The following is a 26171-nucleotide window of genomic DNA, read 5'->3' on the forward strand; positions in this document are numbered from 1 at the left end:
AAGGCCCGGCGGAGGGATCCCGCCGGGCCTTCGGTGTGCGGAAGGGGTCAGCCGGTGGAGCCGGCCGCCTCCAGGGCACGCCAGCACGCCACCAGGCTGCGGGCCTGCACGTTGAGGTAGTGGCTGTGCCGCAGCAGCTGCGTCAGCTGGTCCATGGTCAGCCAGCGGTAGTCGGGGTGGCCGGGGTCCTCGGGGAGGTCGCTGTCCACGATCAGATAGCGGTTGCGGGCGTGGAAGAAGCGCCCGCCCTCCTCGGAGAGCACGGCCTCGTAGCGGATACGGTCCGGCCCGGCGGCCAGTACCTCGTCGAGGTGGCGGGGCCGGGCGGCGGGCGGCAGCCAGCTGTAGCTGTCCGGCACGCACTGCACGGTCGGCGCCAGTTCCACGACGTCCGCGTAGCCCGGCTCGGTGCGGGCGTGCAGCAGGACGTGCGGCACCCCGCCGATCTCCCGCGTCAGGAAGGCGATGACGCCCGTGCCGCGCGGTTCGATCATCGGCTGGCGCCAGGTGCCGACCTCGCGTCCCGCGGCTGTCACGGAGACCCCGATGACGTCGAAGAAGCCGCCGCTCTCGTGCGAGTAGCCCATCTCGCCGTGCCGCCACTCGTCGAGCGCGTTGAGGGCGATCCGCTCGGTGTGCACCGAGGCCAGCGAACGGGCGCCGGCGATCCAGCTCAGCACGTCCGTCATCCGGTGCAGGGCGCCGTCCGGCCGCGCGGCGTGCGGCAGACACGCCAGTACGGTCCGCGCGTCCATGTTGATGATGTCGTCGCGCGACAGCAGCCGGTACAGCTGCCCGAGCGTGAACCAGCGGAAGCCCTCCAGGACCTCCACCTCGGTGGTCGTCTCCACCACCATGTTGCGGTTGCGCTTGCGGTAGAACCAGGCACCCTGCTCCGACTGCCGGACGTCCGCGAGCACCCGGTGCCGTGAGGTGTCCCGGAAGTAGTCCACGTACGGCACGGGCTTGCCCTTGTGGACGCCGGTGTAGTTGCTGCGGGTCGCCTGGACGGTGGGGGAGAGCTGCAGTCCGCCCGGGTTGCCCGGTTCGGCCTTGGCCTGCATCAGGAAGTGCGGGACCCCGTCGAACTCCTTGATCAGGATGCCGAGGATGCCGACCTCGGGCTGGTCGATGATGGGCTGGTCCCACCAGGGCACCGCGTTGGCGGGGTCGTGCACCCGCAGACCGTGGACCGTGAAGAACTTGCCGCTGCGGTGCCGCAGATCACCGGTGACCGGTGTCTGGTACCACTGGTCGAGGGCCGCCAGCGGGATGCGCTCGGCGGTCGTGTAGATCTGCTCCCCGTACTCGGCGAACCAGTTGTCGAATCCGGCGAGATCGGTCGGCGGGCTCTCCAGAGCCGCGGCCGACCTGGCGATACGGGCCGTCACATCGGCCATCTGAACTCCTCGTCTTGGGTGGGGCACACGCGGCTCGTCGGGCGTGGTGGCTCAGTCGGCGGGTGTCTCCCAGGTCGCCCGCATCGCCTCGGCCAGCGGGATCCGCGGCTTCCAGCCGAGCAGTTCGCCGGCCAGCCGGATGTCGGCCAGGGTCCAGCCGCCGCCCTTGCTGGCGATGGGTCCGTCCTCGACCCGTATCGCCTGCGGCGGCAGTCCCGAGGCGGCGACCAGCAGGTCCACCAGTTCGCGCATCGCGGTGGCCTCGCCGCGGCCGATGTTGACGACCTGCCCGGTGGCCGGTGACGTCACGGTGAGGACCACGGCCTCGGCCAGGTCGCGCACGTCGATGAAGTCCCGCCGCGCATCCGCGACCCGCAGGGTCACCGGGTCGCTCGCGTCCGCGGCCCGCAGCCGCTCGACGACCGCCCCGAGGAAGCTGGCCCGGGTGGTGCGGGGCCCGCACACGTTGACCGCGCGCAGCACCAGCCCCTCCAGCCGGCCGTCCCGGGTGGCGTCGAGCACCAGCTCGGAGCCGGCCAGCTTGGTCCGCGCGTACATCGTGGTCGGCCGGGGGTCCAGGTCCTCGCCGATGGCGAGCGGCTCGGACACCGGGCCGTACTCGTGGATGGAGCCGACATGGATCAGCCGGGGGCGCTCGTCCATCAGCGTCACGGCCTTCACCAGCCGCTCGACCAGGGTGATGTGGGCGTACCGCATCTCCTCCTCGGTGGTGCCCCAGCCGCCCGTCACGTTGACCACGGTCCGCACCCGGTGCCGGGTGAACAGCCGCGCGAGCTCGGCGGGCCCGGCCGCCGCCACGTCCAGGCCGACGAAGACGTGGCCCGCGACCGCGGGTCCGCCGCGCCGGGCCACGGCGAGCACGTCGTGCCCCTCGCGGGCCAGCGCGGCGCTCACACAGCGTCCGACGCAGCCGGTGGCCCCGAGGACCGCGACCCGCTCTCCGCCGGCCGGCGGCCGGTCGCCGTTCAGGGCCGCCACAGTGCGGCCTCGATCCGACGGCACTTGTCGTACTCCGGCAGGCCGCCCTCCGCCTGCACCTGGGCGAGCAGGGGTGCGGCGGTGTCCCGCGCGGACAGCAGGGGCGCCACGTCCGTCGGGATCGGCAGGCCGAGCGCCGGGTCGAGCGGCGAAAGGGACAGCTCGTGCTGGGCCTCGTAACTCCCGGAGAGCATGTACGACATCACCGTGTCGTCCTCCAGGGCGATGAAGGCGTGTCCGACGCCGACGGGGAAGTACATGGCGCTGAAGGTCTCCTGGTCGAGCACGGAGGAGTCCCAGCGGCCGAAGGTGGGCGAGCCGACGCGGATGTCCACCACGATGTCGATGGCACGGCCGCGGGCGCAGTACACGTACTTGGCGACGCCCGGCGGGGTGACCGTGTAGTGGATGCCCCGGACGGTGCCGCGCTTGGACTTGCTGTGGTTGGACTGCGCGACGGGGAAGAGGGGATGTCCCAGGGCCTCCACGAACGCCGGTTCCTGGTACGGCGAGGTGAACAGGCCGCGGTCGTCCTCGAAGACGGGCGGGTTGAAGGCGTACGCGCCGGACACGGCGAGTTCGCGGAACTTCACGGCGGTGGTCATCTACAGCTCCCCCCGGGCGGTGCCGTCGGCGGCCGGGGCCGCGCGGTGTTCCGCCACGAGCTTCTCCAGCAGCGGGACGATGTCGTTGGGGCTCGGCGTGCCCACCATCTCGCGGCGGATCCGCGCGCAGTTGTGGGCGAACGACGGCTCGTCCAGCAGTCGCAGCACGTGGTCGCGCAAATCCTGCGCGGTGTAGTGGTCGACGTCGTGCAGGTACAGGCCCGCGCCGAACTTCTCCAGCTGCTTCGCCTTGTGGATGGTGTCCCAGACCATGTCGGGCACGATCAGCTGCGGCACGCCGTGCGCGAGCGCGGTCTGGAAGGTGCCGGAGCCGCCGTGGTGGATGACCGCGGAGCAGGTCGGCAGCAGCGCGTTGAGCGGGACGAAGTCGACGGCCCGCACGTTGTCGGGGAGTTCGAGACCGGCGAGCTGCTTCTCGTTGAGGGTCGCGACCACCTCGACGTCCAGCTCCGCGAGCGCCGAGACGAGTTCGCCGATCGAGGCGCGGTCGCCGTCCAGCACCTCGCGGTGGGCCACCCCGAGGGTCAGACAGATCCGGCGCTTCTTCGGCGGCTCGTGCAGCCAGTCCGGGATGACGGCCTGGCCGTTGTAGGGGATGTACCGCAGCGGGACGAACGGCTGCTTCACCGGGAACCGCATCGACGGCGGCACCGGGTCGATCGTCCACTGGCCGACCGCCACCTCCTCGTCGAACTCGGCGCCGTAGCGGCCGAGCGTCCAGGTCAGCCACTCGCGCAGCGGATCGTCCCGCTGCTCGGGCAGCCGCTCCGCCTGGAGGTCGAGGAAGGTCTCGCGCATCCGGCCCAGCAGGTCGAGCCCGAACAGCAGCCGGGCGTGGGCGGCGCCGGTGACCTTCGCGGCCACCGGACCGGCGAAGGACAGCGTGTCCCAGACGACCAGGTCGGGCTGCCACTCGCGGCTGAACGCGACCAGGTCGTCGATCATGCGTTCCGGGCAGGAGTTCTGGAAGGCCATCGCCGTCATCGAGGTGAACACCCCGAGGACGTGGTCCCAGGTCAGCATCTCGGGACGGGTCTCGGTCATGTCCATCCCGGCTTCCGCCTGGCTCTCCATGATCTCGGCGTCGTCGCCCAGGCCCTCGTTGACCCGCTGCATCTGCTCCTCCAGGAGCAGCGGCTCACCGACGCACACGGCGGTCAGTCCGGTACGGGTGATGTCCTCCGCCAGGTCCGGCTGGCTGGCGATCCGGACCTCGTGACCGGCGGTCTGGAGGGCCCAGGCCAGCGGGACCTGGGCATGCATATGGGACTTCGCGGCGAACGTGGTGAACAGGACCTTCATCGATCTCCCTCTTCGCAGGTGGTGGCGTGGCGCTGCTTCACTGCCCGTCGTGGCCGACGTACCGGCTTCTCACCAGCCAGCCGTCCCCGGTCCCGGTCCCGTCCCCGGTCCCGTCCTCGTCGGCGACGAGGACGTCCTGGCACGACGTGCTCAGCCGGATCTCCGGGGCCGCGCCCTCGGCGGTCGAGACGACCAGGGCGTCGTAGCCCGTGCGCACCGAACCGTCCGGGAACCGCCAGGCGGCCGGCAGGCCCAGCCAGTGCCGGCGCACCGTGCCGGCGGGCGCCGCGGGCCGGCCCCGGACCGCCGCCGCGATCGCCGCCCGGCCGCGGACCGGCTCGGCGAACGAGCTCTGGTCGAAGGTCCCGTCCTCGGTGAAGGTGTCCGCCCAGGCGTCCCCCTCGCCCTCGTCGAGGAGCCGCATCTGCCGGGCGTAGAACCGCTGGATCGAGGCGTACTCGGCGGGCGGCACCGGCTCGGCCTTCGCCCGCCCCTCCGCGTACTCCTTGGCGTGCCGCATGGTGATCGTGCTGTTGCCGCCGAGCGCGTCCCGGATGAAGGTGCGGGCGTCGGCGGTGGTGGCGTCGGCGCCGAGGACCTTGGTGACGGCCGCCGCGTTGACGACCACGGTGTGCCGGGAGACCGCCACACAGCCGGACGGGGTCTCCCGCACCGTCCACTCCCCGGTGTGCACCGACATCAGGGCCGGGGTCTGCAGCTGCTTGTACGAGATCCGCCCGTCGGGCAGGCAGATCCGCACCGAGGCCGTGGTGTGCGTCGAACCGTCGGGCGTGCGCGTGTCCATCTCCAGGTGCTGCACGTCGGGGGTGTCCTCCTTCAGCAGCACCCGGGCGACGTGCGGCAGCCGCTCCTGCCACCGGCCCGCGTCGTGCAGGAAGTCCCGCACCTCCTGGGCCGGGGCGTCGATCCGCACCGAGTCCTCGAAGGTGTACGGGGCCTCGTCGGTGCCGGTGCGCAGCGCGGCGGACTCCAGCGCGGCCAGCTCGGCGCCGCTGTTGCGCTCGATCGCCTGCAGGATCCAGCTGACGTTGCGCTCCAGGCCGTCGACCGCCTCGAAGTCGTGCAGCAGCCGCACCCGGCTGCCACCGTCGGGCAGCGCCTCGATGATCCACTCGCCGCCCATCGCGGCGACGGGGTCCTGGGAGACCTCCTGGCGGAAGCGGATCCGCAGTCCGTCGCGGTCCAGAGTCCGCCGCGAGGTCCAGGACTTGACCTCGCCGTTGGCGGTGGCCCAGATCCGCAGCCGCTCCTCGTCGTCCGAGCGCTCCAGATACTCCACGTGCAGGCTCGGCGGGAAGACGAACGGCCAGTCCTGTGCCCGCTCCACCAGGGCGAAGACGGCCTCCGGGGCGGCGGCCACCGTGATCGTGTGTTCGGTCGTGTGCACCTCGTGCGCCATGCTGATCCCCTCTGTCCGGCCGCGGCCGCGCACGGCCGGGCCCGCTGTCAGTAGTTGCCGAGCCCGCCGCAGACGTTCATCGCCTGGGCGGTGATCGACGCGGCGGTCGGGGAGAGCAGATAGCCGACGAGCCCGGCGACCTCGTCCGGCGTGGAGTAGCGGCCGAGGGGGATCTTCGCCTCGAACTTCTCCAGCACCTCGTCCTCGGTGATGTCCCAGGCGCCCGCGTAGCCCTGGCGCACCCGCTCGGCCATCGGCGTCTCGACGTAGCCGGGGCAGACGGCGTTGACGGTGATGCCCGTCTTCGCCAGCTCCAGGCCCAGGGCCTTGGTGAAGCCGACCACGCCGTGCTTCGACGCCGAGTAGGGCGCACCCAGGGCCACGCCCTGCTTGCCGCCCGTGGAGGCGATGTTGACGATCCGTCCGGTGCTCAGCTCCAGCATCCCGCCGGTCGTGAGCACCTCCCGGGTCATCCGGAAGACGCTGTTGAGGTTGGTGTCGATCACGTCGAGCCACAGCTCGTCGGGTATCTGCGCGGTGTGGCCGCCACCGCTGCGGCCGGCGTTGTTCACCAGGACGCCGACGGGGCCGAACCGGTCCCTGGCCTCCTGGACGAAGGCGCGTACCCGCGCGGTGTCTCTCACGTCGCAGGAGGCGCCGTCGACGTCGTGGCCGGCCTCGCGCAGCTCCTTGACGGTGTGGGCGACGCGGTCGCCGTCGCGGGCGCAGATGAAGACCCGCGCCCCGCCCTCGGCCAGGCTCCGGGCCACGGCGAGACCGATCCCGCTGGTGGCACCGGTGACGATGGCGACGCTTTCTGCTGCTGGCGGCATGACGGCTCCTCAGCGGTCCCTGCGGGGGTGTCTCGACGGGTGTCGGTGGTGGATGTCCGCGGTCTGCGGTGGTGTGCGTGACGCGTGTCCGTGCTGCGTGTCCGTGCTGCGTCTCCGCTCCGGATGCCGGACGAGAGCGAGGGTTTCAGCGGCCGCTCGAATCGCGCTCGACCCCCGGCCCGGCCCGGGCTCCAGCGGCCTTCCACCCGCCTGCGAGACCAGGCACGCAGCGTGGAACGACACGAGCGACCGCACGATGTCAAGCGATGCCGGGTCACACGAACGGGTCAAAAACAGACCCGGCAACACCGGGCAATACCGGGCAACACCGTTGAACGAGGAGGCCATTGATGACGGATCACGAGCCAGACGCCAAGGGGGCCGGCGCCGTGACCTTCGTGAACACCTTCACCGTGCACGCCGAACCCGAGGTGTTCGAGAAGGAGTTCGCGCGGACGTCCGAGTTCATGGCGCGGCAGCCGGGCTTCGTCCGGCACACGCTCTCCCGGCACGCGGAGCGGCCCGGCCAGTACGTCAACGTCGCCGAGTGGCGGGACGTCGCCTCGTTCCGCGCGGCCGTCTCGCACGCCGACTTCCAGCCGCACGCCGGTGCGCTGCGCGCCCTGAGCGAAAGTCGGCCGGAACTGTATCTGGCGCGGCTGCGCCGCGACGGCGGCCCGGCACCCGAGGGCCCGGCACCGGAGGGTTCGGGACTCGACGAGGCGCCCCGCGCGGGGGAGAGGATATGACGGCCCGTCGGGTGGTGATCACCGGACTCGGAGTCATCGCCCCGGGCGGCATCGGCACGAAGGCGTTCTGGGAACGCATCGTCTCCGGCGTCTCCGCGACCAGGACCATCACGGCCTTCGACCCGGCACCGTTCCGCTCCCGGATGGCCGCCGAGTGCGACTTCGACGGAGCCCGGCACGGACTGTCGGCCCGGGACACCGCCCGGCTGGACCGCGCCTCCCAGTTCGCCCTGGTCGCCGCCCGCGAGGCGATCGCCGACAGCGGCGTCGAGATCGACGCGGGCAACGCGCACCGGACCGGCGTCAGCCTCGGCTCCGCCGTCGGCTGCACGCTGAAGCTGGAGGAGGAGTACGTCGCGCGCAGCGACGGCGGCAAGCAGTGGCTGGTCGACCACGCGGCGGGCACCCCGTACCTCTACGACTACTTCGTGCCCAGCTCGATGGCGGCGGAGGTCGCCTGGGAGGCCGGCGCCGAGGGCCCGGCCGCGCTCGTCTCGGCGGGCTGCACCTCCGGCCTCGACTCCCTCGGGCACGCCGTCGAACTCATCCGTGAGGGCAGCGCCGACATCATGATCGCCGGGGGCAGCGACGCCCCCATCGCGCCGATCACCGTGGCCTGCTTCGACGCCATCAAGGCCACCTCGCCGCGCAACGACACCCCGGACCACGCCTCCCGGCCCTTCGACCGGACCCGCAGCGGATTCGTCCTGGGCGAGGGCGCCGCGGTCCTCGTACTGGAGGAGCGGGAGTCGGCCCTGCGGCGCGGCGCGCAGGTCTACGCCGAGATCGCCGGGTTCGCCGCGCGCGCCAACGCCCACCACATGACCGGGCTGCGTCCCGACGGCCTGGAGATGGCCGCCGCCATCACCGGGGCACTCGACGACGCCCGGATCGACCGCGAGGCCGTCGGCTACGTCAACGCGCACGGCACAGCCACCCGGCAGAACGACATCCACGAGACGGCCGCCATCAAGCACAGCCTGGGCGAGCACGCCCACCGGGTCCCGGTCAGCTCCATCAAGGCGGTCATCGGCCACTCGCTGGGTGCCGTCGGCTCCATCGAGGCCGCCGCCTCCGCCCTGGTGATCCGGCACGGCGTGATACCCCCCACCGCGGGCCTGCACGAGCCCGACCCCCAACTCGACCTCGACTACGTGCCGTTGACCGCCCGCGACCAGCCCACCGACACCGTACTGACGGTGGGCAGCGGCTTCGGCGGCTTCCAGAGCGCGATGGTGCTCACCGCATCGGAAGGCAGGCGTCCATGACCACCGCGCCCATGACCGCCGGGCCGCGGACCGCCGCGTCCGGGACCGCCAGAGCCGTGGTGACCGGCGTCGGCGTGCTCGCGCCCAACGGGATCGGGGCCGAGGAGTACTGGTCGGCGACCCTGCGCGGACAGAGCGGCATCGACCGCATCACCCGCTTCGACCCCTCCTCGTACCCCTCCCGGCTGGCCGGCGAGATCACCGGCTTCTCGGTGCGCGACCACGTCCCCAGCCGGCTCGTCCCGCAGACCGACCGCACCACGCAGTTCGCCCTCGCGGGCTCCGACTGGGCGCTCGCGGACGCCGGGCTGAGCGCGGAGAGCCTGCCCGCGGACGAGCGCGGAGTGGTCACCGCCAGCGCCTCCGGCGGGTTCGAGTTCGGCCAGCGCGAACTGGGCCACCTGTGGGGCAAGGACCCCAAGCACGTCAGCGCGTACATGTCCTTCGCCTGGTTCTACGCCGTCAACTCGGGCCAGGTGTCCATCCGGCACGATCTGCGCGGGCCCACCGGCGTCCTCGTCACCGACCAGGCGGGCGGCCTCGACGCGGTCGCGCAGGCCAGGCGCCGCATCCGCAAGGGCACCCCGCTGATGCTGACGGGCGGCATGGACGCCTCACTGTGTCCCTACGGGCTCGCCGCGCAGATCTCGGCGGGGATCCTCAGCGAGAGCGAGGACCCGACCCGCGCCTACCTGCCCTTCGACGCCGCCGCCAACGGGCATGTGCCCGGCGAGGGCGGCGCGATCCTCACCCTGGAGGACGCGGGACGGGCCCGGGAGCGCGGGGCGCGGGTGTACGGGGAGATCGCCGGGTACGCCGCCACCTTCGACCCCCGCCCCGGCTCGGGCCGCCCGTCCAACCTGGACGGGGCGATCCGCGGGGCGCTCACCGACGCCGGGCTGCGCCCCGAGGACATCGCCTTCGTCCTCGCGGACGGCGCCGGCGAACCGGAACCCGACCGCGTCGAGGCACAGGCCCTGACCGCGGTCTTCGGACCCGGCGGTGTACCGGTCACGGTCCCCAAGACGATGACGGGACGCCTCTACTCGGGCGCCGCACCGCTCGACCTCGTCACGGCCCTGTTCGCCCTGCGGGACGGCGTGGTCCCGCCGACGGTGCACGTCGAGGAGACGACGGGCCACGACATCGACCTGGTGACCGGGGCTCCCCGCCCCGTCACGGGGGACGCCGCGCTGGTACTGGCGCGGGGCCGCGGGGGCTTCAACAGCGCGATGGTCGTACGAGGCCCGTCGGCGCCCTGAGCCCGCCCCCACCCCGATCCCCAGCACCCCGATCACCAGCACCCCCTCACGACCACCCCGCTCACCATCACCCATCGAAGGAGAACGTCATGTCCGCTTTCACCACCGACGACCTGTTCAAGATCATGCGTGAGTGCGCAGGCGAGGAGGAGGCCGTCGACCTGTCGAGCGCCGCCGCCGACCAGGAGTTCGCCCTGCTCGGCTACGACTCGCTGGCCCTCATGGAGGCGATCAGCAGGGTGGAGCGCGGCTACGGGATCACGCTGCCCGAGGAGACGCTCGGTGACGCGCTGACCCCGGCCGCGTTCGTCGCCGCCGTGAACACCGCGATCGCCGACCGCATGCCCGCGGCGGGGGCCGCCTGATGACCGAGGCGGGCCTCGGCGCCGAGGGGGCTCCCGCCGCGGAGACCCCGGCGCCGGACATCCGGATCGCGGGGTGCGCGGTCTGGCTGCCGCCCCGCACCCCGGTCGCGGACGCCGTCGCGGCCGGACTGTGCGACGAGGCCCTGGCCACGACCACCGGCATGCTGTCGGTGGCCGTGGCGCGGGACGAGCCGGCGCCCGAGATGGCGGCCCGCGCGGCCCGGACCGCCCTGGAGCGGTCCGGCTTCGGGCGGCCCGGCTCCGACGGCGCGTCCGGCGCTGACGGTGTGTCCGGCGCTGACGGTGTGTCCAGCTCCGGTGCTGCTTCCGGGGCCGCCGGTCCCGGCTCGGGTGACGTGTCGCTGATCCTGCACGCCAGCTTCTTCTACCAGGGCCACGACCTGTGGGCGCCCGCCTCGTACGTCCAGCGCACCGCCGTCGGCAACCAGTGCCCCGCGATCGAGGTCGGCCAGGTCTCCAACGGAGGCATGGCCGGACTCGGACTCGCGGTCGACCATCTGCGGGCCGGACCGGCGGCCGGGGAGCCGGACCGGCGGGTCCTGCTGACGACCGGCGACGCCTTCCGCCCGCCCGGCTTCGACCGCTGGCGCAGCGACTCGGGCACCTTCTACGGGGACGGGGGCACCGCCCTCGTGCTGTCCTCGCGGGAGGGCTTCGCCCGGATCCGGGGCCTGGCCACCGTCTCCGTGCCGGAGCTGGAGGGGATGCACCGCGGTGACGACCCGTTCGGCCACGCCCCGTTCAGCCACCGGCCGGTCGTCGACCTGGACGCCTGCAAGAAGGACTTCCTGGCCACCCACCGGGTGCCCCAGGTGATCGCCGCGAGCGGGGCCGCGCAGGACGCCGCCGTCGAACGGGCCCTCGCCGCCGCCGGGGTCACGCTCGCCGACGTCGACCGGTTCGTCCTGCCCCACCTGGGCCGCAAACGGCTGCGGGCGGGGCACCTGGCCCGCTTCGGGATCGCGGAGGAACGCACCACCTGGGAGTGGAGCCGCGGCATCGGGCATCTCGGCGCCGGTGACCAGATCGCCGGGTTCGACCACCTGGTCGGCTCCGGGAGCCTCGGCGCCGGGGACCTCGTCGTGTGGATGAGCGTGGGCGCCGGGTTCACCTACTCCTGCGCGGTCGTCGAAATGCTGGAACGCCCTCACTGGGCGGCCACCACACCCACGGCACCACCCCCGACCTCCGCAGGAGACGCCGCATGAGCGCCGAACGTCCGCTGCCCGTGGCCCTGTTGCTGCCGGGCCAGGGTTCCCAGCATCCGCGGATGGCCGCGGGCCTCTACGGGTACGAGCCGGTGTTCACCGCGTCGATGGACGAGTTCTTCGACGCGGCGGGCCCCGAGGGCGGTCCGCTGCGCGAGGACTGGCTGGCCGAACGGCCCGCCACGGAGCTGGACCACGTCACGCGCTCGCAGCCGCTGCTCTTCGCCGTGGACCTCGCGCTGGGCCGGCTGGTGCTGAGCTGGGGCGTACGCCCGGCCGCCCTCCTCGGGCACAGCATCGGGGAACTGGCCTCGGCGGTGCTGGCCGGGGTGTTCGACCCGCGGGACGCGACGGGGCTGGTGCTCGACCGGGTGGGGCGGCTGGCGAAGGCCCCGCCGGGCGGCATGCTCGCGGTCGCCGCGTCCACGGCGGAGGTGGAGCCGTATCTGAGCGGGGACGTGGTGGTCGGCGCGGTCAACGCCCCGCGCCAGACCATCCTGGCCGGCCCCGACGGCCCGCTGGAGAAGGCCGGCCGCGCGCTGGGGGAGGCGGGGTTCGTCTGCCGCCGGGTCCCGTCGCTCAGCGCCTTCCACAGCCCCATGCTGGAACCGGCCTGCCAGGGCGCGGCCGAACGCTTCGCAGCGGTGCCCAAGCGCATGCCGTCCCCGCCGGTCCACTCGGCGTACACAGCCGCCCCGTTGACGCGGGCCGACATCGACGACCCGTCCTTCTGGGCACGGCAGCCGGTGGCGCCGGTGCTCTTCTGGCCCGCGCTGGAGGGGCTGCTGGCGACGGGCGACCACCTGCTCGTGGAGGTGGGCCCCGGGCAGGGCCTGTCCCAGGTGGCCCGCCGCCACCCGGCGGTCCGCCGGGGCACCAGCACGGTGGTGTCCCTGCTCCCACCCCGCCCGGGCCCCCCGGAGTCGGACCGCACCGCGGTGGCGACGGCGGCAACCCAGATCCGGGCGGCGGGCCATGCCATCACGGCCCACGCCGACTCGCACGGAGTGCCGACGGCCTGACGGCCCGTATCGCGCGGTGACGGTCTGACGGCCCGCGCCGCGCGCTGACGGCCGGCGCCCCGCGCCGTGTGCAGCACCCGCTACAACAGACGCCCCGCCCCCGGTCGGTACACGGGGGAGGGGCGTCGGCTTTGGGCGGCCGGGGCTGTGGCTCCGGTCCCGGCCGTGGCCCCGGCCGGGACCCGTCGTGGGGAGGGCCGGGGCTCGGGCCTCGATCAGGTGCGGGCGGTCGCCGTGACGTAGCGGACCGGGGTGTCGATCGTCAGCGGGCCGTCCCCGTCCCGCATCGCGTCGAGCGAGGTGATCAGCCGCTCCCGCAGCTGCTGCCGCTTGTCGTCCGCGAGGTGGTTCCACAGCAGGCGCATGCCCTGCGTGTGGGACCAGTCCACCCACGCGAGCCCCGACTCGGCCACCAGCTGGACGGACTCGTCGACGACCGACACGTCCTGGAAGCCCGCCTTCTCCAGGGTGCGGGCGAGGTCGGCCGGGTCCGCGAGCCAGCTGTTGAAGCGCTGCTGCAACCGCTCGGGCTGCCACTGCGGCGGCAGGTCGAGCAGCAGCTCGCGCGGGATGAGTTCGGTGAACACCGGCGGCAGGAAGGGGAAGGTGTCGTCGCTGAACACCGGGCTGGTGAAGGCGAGCCGCCCGCCGGGGGAGAGCAGCGGCGCGTAACGGGCCAGCGCCGCGGGCGCGTCGGGCAGGAAGATGACGCTGTAGCTGCCCAGCACGACGTCGAAGGAGCGCGGTTCGAAGTCGGGGTGCTCCCCGTCCATCACCCGCAGTTCGACCGTGTCGGCGTTGCGCAGCGCGGCCTCCTTCGCGGCCTCCTCGATCATCGCCTCGGCGACGTCGATGCCCACGACGCGGCCCGTCGGCCCCACCCGCTCGGCCGCGGGGAAGACACAGGCCCCCCGGCCGCAGCCGACGTCGAGGACCCGTGCGCCCTCGCCGGGGGCCGCGCGTTCCACCAGGCGCCGGCCCATCGGAGTGAAGAACTCCACGCCGAGCCGGTCGTAGGACGCCGCGGCGCTGTTGAAGGCCGCCGCCACTTCGGATTTGTACGTGGACGTGTCCACTGAATCTCCCGCTCTCTCGGTGGATACACCACTTTTCCCTCCTGGTCTCGGGCACGGATGGAGAGGCCTTGGAGCGCCACTGGACTGCGGCTGGACAAAACGCAAAGAAGTCCCCGGGAGGCCGATCCGCTCTTGTTCCGGACGACGCCGTCTCCTAAGAATTGATTCCAGAACGTACTGCCGCACCGGTTCACGACCGGCGGCGGCCGATTCAGGGCCGATTTCGTGTCGATTCGAGACCGATTACTGAGGAGTAAACGTGAGCGATCAGATAGCGAGCGTCCGGCGCCTGGTGGAGGCGTACAACACCGGGAAAACGGACGATGTGGCCGACTACATCCACCCGGAATACATGAATCCGGGAACTCTGGAATTCACCTCGCTGCGTGGCCCCGAGCTTTTCGCGATCAACGTCGCGTGGGTCAAGAGGACGTTCTCCGAGGACGCGCGCCTGGAGGAGGTGGCCATCGAGGAGAACGGCGACTGGGTGCGCGCCCGCCTGGTGCTCTACGGGCGGCACGTCGGCGAGATGGTCGGCATGGCGCCCACCGGCCGGCTGTTCTCCGGCGAGCAGATCCACCTCCTCCACTTCGTCGACGGAAAGATCCACCACCACCGCGACTGGCCCGACTACCAGGGCACCTACCGCCAGCTCGGTGAGCCGTGGCCGGAGAAGGAGCACCGCCGTCCGTGACGGCGGAGTCCTCGAAGCGGCGCGGCGAGCAGGCGGAGAGTAGGGGGAAGCACGATGGAATTCGGTGTGCTGGGACCGCTGTATGTCCGGGTGGACGGGGAGACGACCGCCCCGAGCGCCCCGAAGCTGCGGAACGTACTGGCGATGCTGCTCGTCCACACGGGACAGGTGGTGCCCGTGCCCTCACTGGTACGGGACCTGTGGGACGACGATCCACCCGTCAGCGGTCTGACCACGCTGCAGACGTACATCCTGAACCTGCGCAAGATGTTCTCCGCGGTCACCGGGCTGACCACCGACGAGGTGGCCCGCGACATCCTGGTGACCCGCGCGGGCGGATACGTGCTGGCCGCCGAGGCGGGCGTGCTCGACCTGCACCGCTACCGCCGGCTGGTGACCTCCGGCCGGGAGGCGCTGGCACGCGGCGACGACGCGGCCGGGGTACGGGACCTGAACGAGGCGCTGCTGATGTGGCGGGGCCCCGCGCTGGTCGACGTACCGGCCGGGCGGGTGCTGGAGAGCCGGCGCAGGCAGCTGGAGGAGTCCCGGCTCGCCGCCTTCGAGTACCTGGTCGACGTGGAGCTGCGGCTCGGCATGTACCGCGAGGTGCTGGCCGAGCTGGCGGCCCTCACGGTGGAGAACCCGCTGCACGAGGGTCTGCACGGCCAGTACATGTGGGCCCTGCACCTCAGTGGCCGCAGGGCCCAGGCGCTGCAGGTCTTCCACCGGCTGAGGGGTGCGCTGGTCGCGGCCCTCGGCCTGGAGCCGGGGCCCCAGGTGCAGCGGCTGCACCGGGCGGTGCTGAACGCGGACACCGAGTTCGAGCCCCGCTTCGCGGTGGGCCGGGTCCCGGTCGCCGTACCGGCCAGCGCCTTCGGTGGCGCGCGCCCCTACTGACGTACCAGTACTCAAATTTGATTGCGCCTCTGGGCCTGGCGTGACTAGGGTGCAGCTAGACAAATTTGATTAGTTGGAGGGGAAATGCCGGAACAGCCGGAGGAGGCGCCCGTCGACAGTCCGACGGGCTGGGTCGCGGCGCACATCCGCCGCTACGACCGCAGCGGTGGAAAGGAGGGGGCGAAGTGGTACGGGCTCGACACCCTGCTCCTGACCACCCGCGGCCGGAAATCGGGAAAACTGCGCCGCACCGCGGTGATCTACGGCCGGGACGGCGACAACGTCATCGTGGTCGGTTCGAACGGCGGAAAGCCCGAGCATCCGCTCTGGTATCTCAATCTCGTCGCCTCGCCCGAGGCTCATGTCCAGATCGGTGAGGACCATCTCGATGTGCGGGCCCGTACGGCGACGGCCGAGGAGAAGCCGGATCTCTGGAAGCTCATGACGGGGCTTTTCCCGCAGTACAAGAGTTACCAGAAGAAGACCACCAGGGAAATTCCCGTGGTGATTCTGGAGCCCGTCGAGTCGTAACCGCCGACGGGCCCCATCAGAAATCTCATGGCACGGAAAATCTCATGGCACGGAAAGGAAAGGTGTCTGTGGTGAACGAATTCACGCGCCGTGGATTCCTCGGCAGCGCGGCGGCGGTCGGCGGGGCCACTGTGGTGACCACGGCCGTCCCCGGTGCGGGGACCGCCGAGGCCGCCGTCCCGGAAGCGGCGGAAGGCGGCGCGTGCGGCGCCCGGACCGGGCTCGTCCAGGTGGACCGGACGGACCGGCGCTACCAGGACCTGGTCAGCCGCGGGTTCAACGGACGGTTCCGCGGCAAGCCCGACGCCGTGTACGTGGTGCACACCGCGGACCAGGTCGTCGACGCGGTGAACCGGGCCCTGGACGCGGGCCAGCGGATCGCCGTACGCAGCGGCGGTCACTGCTTCGAGGGCTTCGTGGACGACCCCGCCGTACGGGCCGTCATCGACATGTCCGAGATGCGGCAGGTCTTCTACGACTCCGCCAAGCGGGCGTTCGCCGTGGAACCCGGCGCCACCCTCGGGGAGGCGTACCGCACCCTGTATCTCGACTGGGGTGTGACCATCCCGGCGGGCGTCTGCCCCCAGGTGGGTGTCGGCGGCCATGTCCTCGGCGGCGGGTACGGCCCGCTCTCCCGCCGCGACGGTGTGGTGGCCGACCACCTGTACGCGGTCGAGGTCGTCGTCGTGGACGCCTCGGGCCGGGCCCGCAAGGTCGTGGCCACCAGTGCGGCCGGCGACCCCAACCGCGAACTGTGGTGGGCCCACACAGGCGGTGGCGGCGGCAACTTCGGCATCGTCACCCGGTACTGGTTCCGGACGCCCGGCGCCACCGGCAACGACCCGTCCGGGCTGCTGCCCAAGGCGCCGAAGTCCACGCTGCGGCACATCGTGACCTGGGAGTGGTCCGCCCTCACCGAGAAGGCGTTCACACGGATCATCGACAACCACGGGGCCTGGCACCAGCGCAACAGCGCCGCCGACACCCCGTACGCCAGTCTGCACAGCGTCTTCTACCTCAACAGCAAGGCGGCCGGACAGATCCTGCTGGACATCCAGATCGACGGCGGACTGGACGGCGCCGAGGGACTGCTGAACGACTTCGTGGCCGCGATCAACGAGGGCACGGGTGTGGAGCCCGCCGTGCAGCGGAGCACGGAACCATGGCTGCGCGCCACACTGGCCAACAAGTTCGACACCGGTGGCTTCGACCGGACCAAGTCCAAGGGCGCGTATCTGCGCAAGCCGTGGACCGCCGCCCAGGCCGCCACCCTCTACCGGTATCTGAGCGCCGACACCCAGGTGTGGGGCGAGGTCTCGCTCTACTCGTACGGGGCGAAGGTCAACTCCGTGCCGGAGACGGCCACCGCGACCGCTCAGCGCGACTCCATCATCAAGGTGTGGATGTCCGCCACATGGATGGATCCCACACAGGACGACGCCAACCTCGCCTGGATCCGGGAGATCTACCGCGACGTCTTCGCCACCACGGGCGGCGTCCCGGTGCCCGACGACCGTACCGAGGGCACCTTCATCAACTACCCCGACATCGATCTGGCCGACCCGGCGTGGAACACCTCCGGAGTGCCCTGGCACACCCTCTACTACAAGGGGAACTACCCGCGCCTGCAGAAGGTCAAGGCCCGCTGGGACCCCAAGAACGTCTTCCGGCACGCGCTGTCGGTACGCCTGCCCGACTGACCGCGACGGCGACGGCGACGGCAGGACGAGACACGACGAGGCATGACGAGAGGGGGGGGCGGTGGCCGCGATCCGCGGCCACCGCCCCCCTCTCGTTCGCGTCGTTCCCGTTCCCGTCGCCGTTCAGCCGCGGTCCGCGAGGAACAGGCCGCGGCCCGACTGGATCCCCTCGACGTAGGCGACCTTCAGCCCCGCCCGGGTGAACGCCTCCTCGTACTCGGCCCGCGTGAAGAGCGTCAGCGTGTGGCTCTCCGCGAAGTGCTGCACGCCGCTGCCGGGTTCGGCCACCACGTAGTGCACGTCCATGTGCGACGTGTGCCCCTGGCGCTCCGTGTGGGAGACACGGGTCAGCGTCCGCCGTCCCACGGTCACGGTGTCGCCGCTCACATGGTGGTCGAGGGCCGTCTCCAGGAACCACCAGGGGTCCACCGCCACCACACCGCCCGGTGTCAGGTGTCCGGCGAACGAGCGCAGGGTCGCGGTGAGTTCGGCGGTGTCCTTCAGATAGGCGATCGACCCGAACATGCAGGTGATCGCGTCGTAGGAGCGCCCCAGGGAGAGGTCGCGCATGTCGCCGCCGTGCAGGACGGCGGCGGGCACCGCGGCGCGGGCCATCGACAGCATCGCGTCGGACAGTTCGAGCCCCTCGACCTTGTCGAAGAGCTCGGCGAAGTGCCGCAGGTGCGCGCCGGTGCCGCAGGCGACGTCCAGGAGTGAGGCCGCCGCGGGGTTGCGGGCCCGTACGAGCCCCGCGACGGTGGCGGCCTCCACCCGGTAGTCCTTGCCGCGCGACTCGTGCAGCAGCTCGTAGATCTCGGCCATCCCGGGTCCGTACATGGCGGACTCCCCTCCTCAGCTGGAACTGCTGGAACCGGCGGCGGCACCGGCGGTGTCGCCGGCACCGCTGAAACCGCCGACGTGCTCCGCCGCCCAGCTCGCGAAGGTGCGCGCCGGGCGGCCGGTGACCTGGCGCACCGCGTCGGACACCGGGCCCGGGGTGACGGCCGACTCGGCGAGGTAGTCGAGCAGCATCTCGACGACCGGCGGCGGCATATGGGCGCTCATGGCCTCCCGCCCGGCCTCCCGGCTCAGCTCCTCGAAGCGGATGTCCCGGCCGATCGCCTCCGCCAGCACGCCGACCTGCTCGATCTGCGTCAGTGCCTGCGGTCCCGTGACCAGGTACTGCGCACCCGCGTGGCCGTCCTCCAGGAGTGCGGTCGCCACCACCGCCGCGATGTCGGCCTCGTGGACGATCGCGCGGGCGGCCTTGCCGTAGGGGGCGCGCACCACGCTCTCCGTGCGGATCGAGTCGCCCCACTTCCAGAGGGTGTTGCCGGCGAACTCGTCGGGGCGTACGAAGGTCCAGTCCGCCCCGCTGTCCTCGACGGCCCGCTCCACCGCGCGGTGGTGCTGGTGGCTGGGGTTGCTCTCGTCCTCCAGGACCGAGCTGGACGACAGGACGACGATGTGCCGGACCCCCGCCTTCCGGGCGAGCGCCGCGACCTCGTGGGCGGTCTCGGGCACCGGGAAGAGGTACATCCGGTCGATGCCCTCCAGCGCGGCGGGCAGGGTCCGCGGCTGCTCCAGATCGCCCTCGACGACCTCGACGCCGGCCGGCAGCGCGGCGGCTCCGGGAGTCCGGGTGAGCGCCCGCACATGGTGTCCCGACGCCACCAGGCTCTCCGTGACATGGCGTCCGACCTTGCCCGTGGCACCGGTCAGCAGGATGTTCAAGGCCCCTCCTCGGCGTACGAAACGATGCTCCCCGGCCCGGCCCGCGCTGGTGCGCCGGGCTGTGCCGGGGAGGCGGTTCCAGGCGCCCAGGCTGTCGCGCCGGCCTAGAGGACTCCGTGAGCCCCGATGGATCCCGGACGGCCCCGCGCAGCCGCGGGACGGGCTCCAGGGAGACTGGAGCGGTCCTGCAGCCGTTCTCAGGCGGGGGAGGGGCAGTCTGGCGTGACATCGTCCGCGAGACTGTGAGGAATCGCCATGTCAATGGCCGAGCGCAAGGCCCTGTGTCTGGAAATGGTCGCCGCCTGGAACCGGTGGGACCTGAGCGGGATCATCAAGCACTGGTCGCCGGACATCGTGCACTACTCCGAGGACACCGAGGTGAGTTCCGCCGACATGATCAAACTCATGGAGGGCGGGCTGCAGGCGTTCCCCGATCTCCAGCTCGAAGTGAAGAGCATCATGGCCGAGGAGGACCGGGTCACCCTGCGCATCACCGTGACCGCCACCCACTCGCGCGAGTTCATGGGCGTGCCGCCGACCGGTGAGCGCGTCAGCTGGCACCTGGTGGAGGAACTGCGCTTCGAGGACGCCAAGGTCGTCGAGCACTGGGACGTCATCAACATGCGCCCGCTCCTGGTCAAACTGGGCAAGCTGCCGGACGTCCCGAAGGTGGAACTGGAGACGAGCGCCTGACCTGCGCGGACGCTCGGCCGCCGGCTCATGGGCCGGCGGCAGCGGTCCGGGGGCGCGGGCGCGTCCCGTGCCCCCGGCCGCGACTCCGCCGCCGTGTCCGGAGCGGCTGTCTAAGCTGACGCCCAGGCGGGGCGGCGGACCGGAAAGCGCCGCACCAGACGGAACGGGGTGACGATGTCGGCGACGCGGTTGCTGGTCCTCGGGGTGGTACGCGGGTTCGGCAGGACGCACGGATACCGGGTGCGGGCCGAGCTGCTGTCCTGGGGGATCGACGACTGGGCCAACGTCAAACCCGGTTCGATCTACCACGCGCTGCGGCAGCTCGCGAAGATCGGCCTCCTGGAGGCGAGCGAGATCGCGCACTGGCCGGGGCGGGTGGACTACAGCGTGACCCGCGCGGGGGACGAGGAGTTCTTCCGGCTGCTGGTCGACGCCCTGGAACGGCCCGAGCACCGCGCCGACATGCTCAGCGCCGGCCTCGCCCTGATGCCGGCCCTCTCCCGCGAGCGCGCCGTGGCGGCCCTCTCCACCCGCCTGGCCGTCCTGGAGGCGCAGCGGGCCGTGCTGCGCAAGGAATCCGCCCCGGTCCACGCCGAGGGCCTGCCGGCGCATCTGGGCGAGCTGTGGACGATGCGTACGCGCTACGCCGACCTCGGCGTCGAGTGGACCCAGGACCTGCTGGAACGGGTCAGGTCGGGCGAGTACGAGATGGCCGGCGAGCACGGGCACTCCTTCGGGACGCCGGGGTCGTGGCGCACGCTGGTCGGGCCCGGCTCGGCGGGCGGTTGACGCACCGTCGTCTCCGCATGACCTACTAATCAAACTTGCATAGTGGGCCGCCCGTGCTCTAGCTTGGAGCAGTAATCAAATTTGATTACTGCTCGGAGTGCCGTTCGTTCCCTGCCATGGCGCACAGCCTCTCGTGGCGCATCAGGACCAAGGAGTCACAGATTGAGTTCGCAATCCACACTTGCCATCGAGACGTCGGGACTCGTCAAGACATTCGGTGAGACCCGGGCCGTCGACGGTGTCGACCTGGCCATCCCGCAGGGTGTCGTCTACGGCGTGCTGGGACCCAACGGCGCGGGCAAGACGACGACGATCCGGATGCTGTCCACCCTGCTCACCCCCGACGGCGGCACCGCCCGCGTCCTCGGGCACGACGTGGTCAAGGAGGCCGGGGCGGTACGCAGCCGGGTCAGCCTCACCGGCCAGTTCGCCTCGATCGACGAGGACCTCACCGCCACCGAGAACCTCACCCTGCTCGCCCGGCTGCTGGGCTTCTCCCGCACCCAGGCCGCCGCCCGGGCCGAGGAACTGCTCGCCGCCTTCGACCTGACAGAAGCCGCCGGACGGCAGTCCAAGACCTTCTCCGGAGGCATGCGGCGCCGCCTCGACATCGCCGCCAGCCTCGTCATCACCCCCGACCTGCTCTTCCTGGACGAGCCGACCACCGGGCTCGACCCGCGCAGCCGCAACCAGGTGTGGGACAGCGTGCGGGCCATGGTGGCGCTGGGCACCACGATCCTGCTGACCACGCAGTACCTCGACGAGGCCGACCAGCTCGCCGACCGGATCGCCGTCATCGACCACGGCCGGGTCATCGCCGAGGGCACCACGGGCGAGCTCAAGTCGTCCGTCGGCACCGGAGCGCTGCACGTACGGCTCGTCAACGCCGAGAGCCGCCCCGAGGCCGCCCAGTTGCTCACCCGGGCCCTCGCCTCGCCGGTCTTCCAGGAGTCCGACCCGTTCGCGCTCTCCGTGCGGACCGACGACCACGAGCGGGTCGCCGGAGCCCTGGCGGAACTCGCCCGCTCCGAGATCGCCGTCTCGGACTTCGCGTTCGGCCGGCCCAGCCTCGACGAGGTCTTCCTCGCCCTGACCGGGCGCCCCGCGGAAGACGGCACCACTGACCAGGAGGTAGCGGCATGACCCTCACATCCGAGACGACGGCCGCCCCGGGCGTGCCCGCCGACGCCCTGCGCAAGGCCCTCACCAGTCAGATCCGCCCCTCCCGCCCCAACCCGCTGACCGCCGTACGGGTCTCGGCCTGGCGGACGATGCGGAAGATGAAGCACTACGGCGTGGCCGTGCTCTTCGACGTCACGCTGATGCCGATCGTCTTCCTGCTGACCTTCACCTACCTCTTCGGCGGCGCGTTCGCCGGCTCGACCAAGGAGTACCTGCAGTACTTCCTGCCGGGCGTCCTCGTGCAGACCGTCATCATGCCGACCGTCTACACCGGTACCGCGCTCAACATGGACATCACCCGGGGCATCTACGACCGGTTCCGGACCCTGCCGTTCTGGCAGCCGGCCACCATCGTGGGCAGCCTCCTCGGTGACATCGTCCGCTATGTGCTGGCGCTGACCACCACGATGGGGGTCGGGCTCGCGCTCGGCTTCCGGCCCGACGGGGGAGTGGGCGGCGTACTGGCCGCGATGCTGCTCCTGCTGGTCTTCGCGGTGAGCGTCAGCTGGATCTTCGCCGCGCTGGGGGTGGTCGCCAAGGCGCCCGAGACCGTGTCCGGGTCCAGCATGCTGGTGATGTTCCCGCTGGTCTTCACGAGCAACATCTTCGTGGAGCCCGACACGATGCCGGGGTGGATGGAGGCGATCGTCAACGCGAACCCGGTCAGCAACGCGGCCACGGCTGTTCGTGGGCTGGTCCACGGGGACGCGAGCGGGGCGGACATCGGGTGGGTGCTGCTGGCCAGCGGGGTCATTACGTTGATCTTCGCGCCGCTGACGATGCATCTGTACCGGGCGAAGAGTCGGCAGTAGGCGGGTGGGGGCGCGCGGGGGCGTCGTGGCTGGTTGCGCCGTTCCCCGCGCCCCTGAAGGCGAAAGACTGCGCCGTTCCCCGCGCCCCTAGGGGCTGCGCCCCTGAAGGCGAAAGACTGCGCCGTTCCCCGCGCCCCTTCGGTTGTCCGGGGCGTCCATGAACGAGCCACGGCAGGCGGGCTGGTTGTCTCCCCCGTCGGCCGGTGCCGTACTGCCGTGGCTCCCCTTCCCCCACACGGAAGCGGCGCCTCCCGGGCCGAAGGCCTTGAGGAGGCGCCGCTTTCGGGTGCGGGGCCTGTTACTCCCCGGTCGGTGTCGAGGCCGACGCCGCCGTGTCCGCCGCCTGGGCCTTCAGGGCGCGTTCGACGCCCGAGCGGGACTCCGAGATCAGCCGGCGCAGCGCCGCGCTCGGCTCCGCCGAGGCCAGCCACTCGTCCGTCTTCGCCAGGGTGTCCGCGGAGACCTGGAGCGACGGGTAGAGGCCGACCGCGATCTGCTGGGCCATCTCGTGCGAACGCGAGTCCCAGACGCCCTTGACCGCCTCGAAGTACTTGTCCGTGTACGGGGCGAGGAGTTCGCGCTGCCCGTACTGCACGAAGCCGCCGATGACGGCCTCCTGGACGGCGTTCGGCAGCTTGTCGGACTCGACGACCGACGCCCAGGCCTCCGCCTTGGCCTCGTCCGTCGGGCGGGCGGCCCGCGCGGTCGCCGCGTGGCGCTCACCGGCGGCGGTCTTGTCGCGCTCGTACTCGCTGGTGATCTCGGCGTCGTCGAAGCGCCCCACCGCCGCGAGCCGCTGCACGAACGACCAGCGCAGCTCGGTGTCGACGGCCAGGCCCTCGATGCTCTCCCGGCCGTCCAGCAGGCCCTCCAGGAGGTCCAGCTGCTCCGGCGTACGGGCGGTCGCCGCGAACGCGCGCGCCCAGGCCAGCTGGTGGTCGCCGCCCGCCTCCGAAGAGCGCAGGTGGGCCAGCGTGGCGTCCGTCCAGCGGGTCAGCAGCGCCTCGCGGGCGTTCGGGTCGGCGTACAGCTCGACGGCCGTCAGCACCTGGCGGTGCAGCGACTGCACGACGCCGATGTCCGACTCCTTGCCGATGCCGGACAGCACGAGCGAGAGGTAGTCGCGGGTCGCCAGCTCGGCGTCGCGGGTCATGTCCCAGGCCGAGGCCCAGCACAGGGCGCGCGGCAGGGAGGCCTCGAAGTCGCCGAGGTGCTCGGTGACGAACGCGAGGGACTGCTCGTCGAGGCGGACCTTCGCGTAGCTGAGGTCGTCGTCGTTGAGGAGGACCACGGCAGCGCGCCGCTTGCCCACCAGCTCGGGCACCTCGGTCAGTTCGCCGTCCACGTCCAGCTCGATACGCTCACCGCGCACCAGCTTGCCGCTGTCGTCGTCCAGGTCGTACAGGCCGACCGCGATGCGGTGCGGGCGCAGCGTCGGCTCGCCCTTCGCGCCGGCGGGCAGCGCCGGGGCCTCCTGGCGGATAGCGAAGGCGGTGATGACCCCGTTCGCGTCCGTCTCGATCTCCGGGCGCAGGATGTTGATGCCGGCCGTCTGCAGCCATTTCTGCGACCACGTGCCCAGATCACGTCCGCTGGTCTCCTCCAGCGCGCCGAGCAGGTCGGACAGCTGGGTGTTGCCGTACGCGTGCGCCTTGAAGTACGCCTGCACACCCCGGAAGAACTCGTCCTCGCCGACGTACGCCACGAGCTGCTTCAGGACGCTGGCGCCCTTGGCGTACGTGATGCCGTCGAAGTTGACGAGGACGTCGTCGAGGTCGTTGATCGTGGCCATGATCGGGTGCGTGGAGGGCAGCTGGTCCTGCCGGTACGCCCACGTCTTCATGGAGTTGGCGAACGTCGTCCACGAGTGCGGCCAGCGGGAGTCCGGCGCGTACGCCTGGCAGGCGATCGAGGTGTAGGTCGCGAAGGACTCATTGAGCCACAGGTCGTTCCACCACTCCATCGTCACGAGGTCGCCGAACCACATGTGGGCCAGCTCGTGCAGGATGGTCTCCGCCCGCACCTCGTACGCGGCGTCCGTCACCTTCGACCGGAAGACGTACTGGTCGCGGATGGTCACCGCGCCCGCGTTCTCCATCGCGCCCGCGTTGAACTCCGGCACGAACAGCTGGTCGTACTTCTTGAACGGGTACGCGTAGTCGAACTTCTCCTGGAACCACGCGAAGCCCTGCCGCGTGACCTCGAAGATCGCGTCCGAGTCGAGGTACTGGGCCAGCGAGGGCCGGCAGTAGATGCCCAGCGGGACACTCTGCCCGTCCTTCTCGTACACGCTGTGCACCGAGTGGTACGGGCCGAGGATCAGCGCCGTGATGTACGTCGAGATCCGCGGCGTCGGCTCGAACTCCCAGACGTCGTCCTTGGGCTCCGGCGTCGGCGAGTTGGAGATGACGGTCCATCCGGAGGGCGCCTTCACGGTGAACTGGAAGGTGGCCTTCAGGTCGGGCTGCTCGAAGCTCGCGAAGACCCGGCGGGCGTCCGGCACCTCGAACTGGGTGTAGAGGTAGGCCTGCTGGTCGACCGGGTCGACGAACCGGTGCAGCCCTTCGCCGGTGTTCGTGTACGCGCAGTCGGCCACGACCCGCAGGACGTTGCGGCCCTCCAGGATGCCCGACAGCGCGATCCGCGAGTCCGTGAAGACCTCGGCGGGATCGAGGGAGTCACCGTTGAGGACGACCTCCTGGACGGCCGGGGCCACCAGGTCGATGAAGGAGGCGCCGTTCTCGGCCGCGTCGAAGCGCACCGTGGTCACGGACCGGTAGGTGCCGCCCTCCACCGCGCCGGAGAGATCGAGATCGATCTCGTACGAGTCAACGGTGAGCAGCTTCGCCCGCTGCTGCGCCTCTTCGCGGGTCAGGTTTGTGCCAGGCACGCGGTCATCTCCTCGTGATGGGTCAGTTGCGTCATCCTTCCACGGCGGCTGCGGGAGTGCGATGTCCGTTTCCCGCCGGTGTGCGCGGCGTGCGCCGGGCCACCCTGGAGCCATGACCAGCCATCACGCACGTCCCATCGAACCCCAGGTGTTGGGGGAACTCCGGGCGACGGATGACGCCGGGCGTCCGTGCGTCCCCGTACAGGACACGGAGGGCGGGGCTCCGCTCCGCTGCTGTCTTCGGCCGAGCGAACCGGGGGAGCGCATCGCCCTCGTCTCCTACGCGCCCCTGCGCCGCTGGGCGGCCCGGACGGGCGCGACGCCGGGCGCGTACGACGAACAGGGCCCCGTCTTCGTCCACGCCGAGGCGTGCCCGGGCCCCGGCCCCGCCGGGCCCGGGTACCCCTTCGTCCGGCCGGGCGTCCTGCGCACCCTGCGCCGCTACTCCGCCCAGGGGCACATCCTCGGCGGCCGCCTCCTGGAGGTACCGGAGCCGGCCGGCCGGGACGCGCCCGACGAGGCCATGGACGCGGCGCTCACGGAGGCGTTCGCCGACAGCGAGGTGGCCCTCGTGCATGTCAGGGCCGTCGAGTACGGCTGCTTCCTCTACGAGGTCCGCCGCTCCTGACGCCGGATATGGGCAAGGAGGAGTGGTACGTAAAGGACTGGGAACTCGGGTTCGAGTCAAGTAACCCAAC

At 71.6% G+C, this 26171-nt stretch carries 25 protein-coding genes; 15 read left to right on the forward strand and 10 right to left on the reverse strand.

Annotated elements, in window-relative coordinates; all coding sequences use genetic code 11:
* Positions 1-47 precede the first annotated feature (47 nt).
* From IE278_RS32300 to IE278_RS32325, 6 genes are read right to left on the reverse strand one after another with little or no spacing between them, the layout of a single operon-like run.
* Complete coding sequence (locus tag IE278_RS32300; RefSeq protein ID WP_189777324.1) at positions 48-1400, reverse strand: NDP-hexose 2,3-dehydratase family protein; 1353 nt, start codon at positions 1398-1400, stop codon at positions 48-50.
* A 51-nt stretch (positions 1401-1451) separates the two neighbouring features.
* Positions 1452-2423 (reverse strand): NAD-dependent epimerase/dehydratase family protein, encoded by a 972-nt coding sequence (locus IE278_RS32305; protein WP_246570973.1) that lies wholly within the window; start codon positions 2421-2423, stop codon positions 1452-1454.
* Complete coding sequence (locus IE278_RS32310) at positions 2387-3004, reverse strand: dTDP-4-dehydrorhamnose 3,5-epimerase family protein (protein WP_281403197.1); 618 nt, start codon at positions 3002-3004, stop codon at positions 2387-2389. The genes IE278_RS32305 and IE278_RS32310 overlap by 37 nt, the downstream gene beginning before the upstream one ends.
* Positions 3005-4327 carry an activator-dependent family glycosyltransferase gene (locus IE278_RS32315; RefSeq protein ID WP_189777326.1) on the reverse strand — a complete coding sequence of 441 codons (1323 nt, stop codon included), beginning with the start codon at positions 4325-4327 and terminating at the stop codon, positions 3005-3007.
* 37 nt (positions 4328-4364) lie between these two features.
* Positions 4365-5747 (reverse strand): SRPBCC family protein, encoded by a 1383-nt coding sequence (locus IE278_RS32320; protein WP_189777328.1) that lies wholly within the window; start codon positions 5745-5747, stop codon positions 4365-4367.
* Between the two features lie 47 nt (positions 5748-5794).
* Positions 5795-6580 (reverse strand): SDR family NAD(P)-dependent oxidoreductase, encoded by a 786-nt coding sequence (locus IE278_RS32325; protein WP_189777329.1) that lies wholly within the window; start codon positions 6578-6580, stop codon positions 5795-5797.
* A gap of 350 nt (positions 6581-6930) precedes the next feature.
* Between IE278_RS32325 and IE278_RS32330 the strand changes: the two genes are divergently transcribed.
* The 6 genes from IE278_RS32330 (at position 6931) to IE278_RS32355 (ending at position 12475) form a co-directional block, all read left to right on the forward strand.
* Positions 6931-7329 (forward strand): antibiotic biosynthesis monooxygenase family protein, encoded by a 399-nt coding sequence (locus IE278_RS32330; protein ID WP_189777331.1) that lies wholly within the window; start codon positions 6931-6933, stop codon positions 7327-7329.
* The gene (locus IE278_RS32335) at positions 7326-8597 is read left to right on the forward strand and encodes a beta-ketoacyl-[acyl-carrier-protein] synthase family protein (protein WP_189777333.1); all 1272 of its coding nucleotides are present in this window, start codon (positions 7326-7328) and stop codon (positions 8595-8597) included. The genes IE278_RS32330 and IE278_RS32335 overlap by 4 nt, the downstream gene beginning before the upstream one ends.
* Positions 8594-9859 (forward strand): ketosynthase chain-length factor, encoded by a 1266-nt coding sequence (locus IE278_RS32340; protein WP_213089758.1) that lies wholly within the window; start codon positions 8594-8596, stop codon positions 9857-9859. The genes IE278_RS32335 and IE278_RS32340 overlap by 4 nt, the downstream gene beginning before the upstream one ends.
* A gap of 89 nt (positions 9860-9948) precedes the next feature.
* The gene (locus tag IE278_RS32345; protein WP_189777335.1) at positions 9949-10224 is read left to right on the forward strand and encodes an acyl carrier protein; all 276 of its coding nucleotides are present in this window, start codon (positions 9949-9951) and stop codon (positions 10222-10224) included.
* A complete protein-coding gene (locus IE278_RS32350) occupies positions 10224-11453 on the forward strand; it encodes a ketoacyl-ACP synthase III family protein (RefSeq protein ID WP_189777337.1) in 1230 nt (409 codons plus the stop codon). The genes IE278_RS32345 and IE278_RS32350 overlap by 1 nt, the downstream gene beginning before the upstream one ends.
* Entirely contained in the window at positions 11450-12475 is a 1026-nt protein-coding gene (locus tag IE278_RS32355) for an acyltransferase domain-containing protein (protein ID WP_189777339.1), read from the forward strand. Before IE278_RS32350 ends, IE278_RS32355 begins: the two co-directional genes overlap by 4 nt.
* A gap of 215 nt (positions 12476-12690) precedes the next feature.
* On the opposite strand, the gene IE278_RS32360 is transcribed toward IE278_RS32355, so the two are convergent.
* Complete coding sequence (locus tag IE278_RS32360) at positions 12691-13551, reverse strand: class I SAM-dependent methyltransferase (RefSeq protein WP_189777341.1); 861 nt, start codon at positions 13549-13551, stop codon at positions 12691-12693.
* Positions 13552-13810: 259 nt separating this feature from the next.
* On the opposite strand from IE278_RS32360, the gene IE278_RS32365 reads away from it, so the two are divergent.
* From IE278_RS32365 to IE278_RS32380, 4 genes are all read left to right on the forward strand, one after another.
* Positions 13811-14245, forward strand: coding sequence for an ester cyclase (locus IE278_RS32365; protein WP_107016224.1), 435 nt, complete (start codon positions 13811-13813; stop codon positions 14243-14245).
* Positions 14246-14299: 54 nt separating this feature from the next.
* Positions 14300-15142 (forward strand): AfsR/SARP family transcriptional regulator, encoded by an 843-nt coding sequence (locus IE278_RS32370; RefSeq protein WP_189777343.1) that lies wholly within the window; start codon positions 14300-14302, stop codon positions 15140-15142.
* An 84-nt stretch (positions 15143-15226) separates the two neighbouring features.
* Positions 15227-15673 carry a nitroreductase family deazaflavin-dependent oxidoreductase gene (locus tag IE278_RS32375; protein ID WP_189777345.1) on the forward strand — a complete coding sequence of 149 codons (447 nt, stop codon included), beginning with the start codon at positions 15227-15229 and terminating at the stop codon, positions 15671-15673.
* 71 nt (positions 15674-15744) lie between these two features.
* Positions 15745-17373, forward strand: a complete 1629-nt coding sequence (locus tag IE278_RS32380) for an FAD-binding oxidoreductase (protein ID WP_213089759.1) — start codon at positions 15745-15747, stop codon at positions 17371-17373.
* 123 nt (positions 17374-17496) lie between these two features.
* Here IE278_RS32380 and IE278_RS32385 read toward each other — a convergent pair whose 3' ends face one another.
* Entirely contained in the window at positions 17497-18210 is a 714-nt protein-coding gene (locus tag IE278_RS32385) for a class I SAM-dependent DNA methyltransferase (RefSeq protein WP_189777347.1), read from the reverse strand.
* 15 nt (positions 18211-18225) lie between these two features.
* Positions 18226-19107 (reverse strand): NAD(P)H-binding protein, encoded by an 882-nt coding sequence (locus tag IE278_RS32390; RefSeq protein WP_189777349.1) that lies wholly within the window; start codon positions 19105-19107, stop codon positions 18226-18228.
* Positions 19108-19368: 261 nt separating this feature from the next.
* Here IE278_RS32390 and IE278_RS32395 point away from each other — a divergent pair, with 261 nt between their 5' ends.
* The 4 genes from IE278_RS32395 to IE278_RS32410 all read left to right on the forward strand — a co-directional run bounded on the left by IE278_RS32395 (position 19369) and on the right by IE278_RS32410 (position 22583).
* On the forward strand, positions 19369-19800 hold the full coding sequence (locus IE278_RS32395) for an ester cyclase (RefSeq protein WP_189777350.1): 432 nt from the start codon (positions 19369-19371) through the stop codon (positions 19798-19800).
* Positions 19801-19974: 174 nt separating this feature from the next.
* A complete protein-coding gene (locus tag IE278_RS32400; RefSeq protein ID WP_189777352.1) occupies positions 19975-20589 on the forward strand; it encodes a PadR family transcriptional regulator in 615 nt (204 codons plus the stop codon).
* A 162-nt stretch (positions 20590-20751) separates the two neighbouring features.
* The gene (locus tag IE278_RS32405) at positions 20752-21732 is read left to right on the forward strand and encodes an ATP-binding cassette domain-containing protein (RefSeq protein WP_189777361.1); all 981 of its coding nucleotides are present in this window, start codon (positions 20752-20754) and stop codon (positions 21730-21732) included.
* On the forward strand, positions 21729-22583 hold the full coding sequence (locus IE278_RS32410; RefSeq protein ID WP_189777363.1) for an ABC transporter permease: 855 nt from the start codon (positions 21729-21731) through the stop codon (positions 22581-22583). The genes IE278_RS32405 and IE278_RS32410 overlap by 4 nt, the downstream gene beginning before the upstream one ends.
* Before the next feature lie 298 nt (positions 22584-22881).
* Here IE278_RS32410 and pepN read toward each other — a convergent pair whose 3' ends face one another.
* The gene (pepN, locus tag IE278_RS32415) at positions 22882-25473 is read right to left on the reverse strand and encodes an aminopeptidase N (protein ID WP_189777365.1); all 2592 of its coding nucleotides are present in this window, start codon (positions 25471-25473) and stop codon (positions 22882-22884) included.
* A gap of 112 nt (positions 25474-25585) precedes the next feature.
* Here pepN and IE278_RS32420 point away from each other — a divergent pair, with 112 nt between their 5' ends.
* Entirely contained in the window at positions 25586-26101 is a 516-nt protein-coding gene (locus IE278_RS32420; RefSeq protein WP_189777367.1) for a DUF1203 domain-containing protein, read from the forward strand.
* Positions 26102-26171 lie beyond the last annotated feature (70 nt).

The organism is Streptomyces tauricus (genome assembly GCF_014650955.1).
GTDB classification, from domain to species: Bacteria; Actinomycetota; Actinomycetes; order Streptomycetales; family Streptomycetaceae; genus Streptomyces; species Streptomyces tauricus.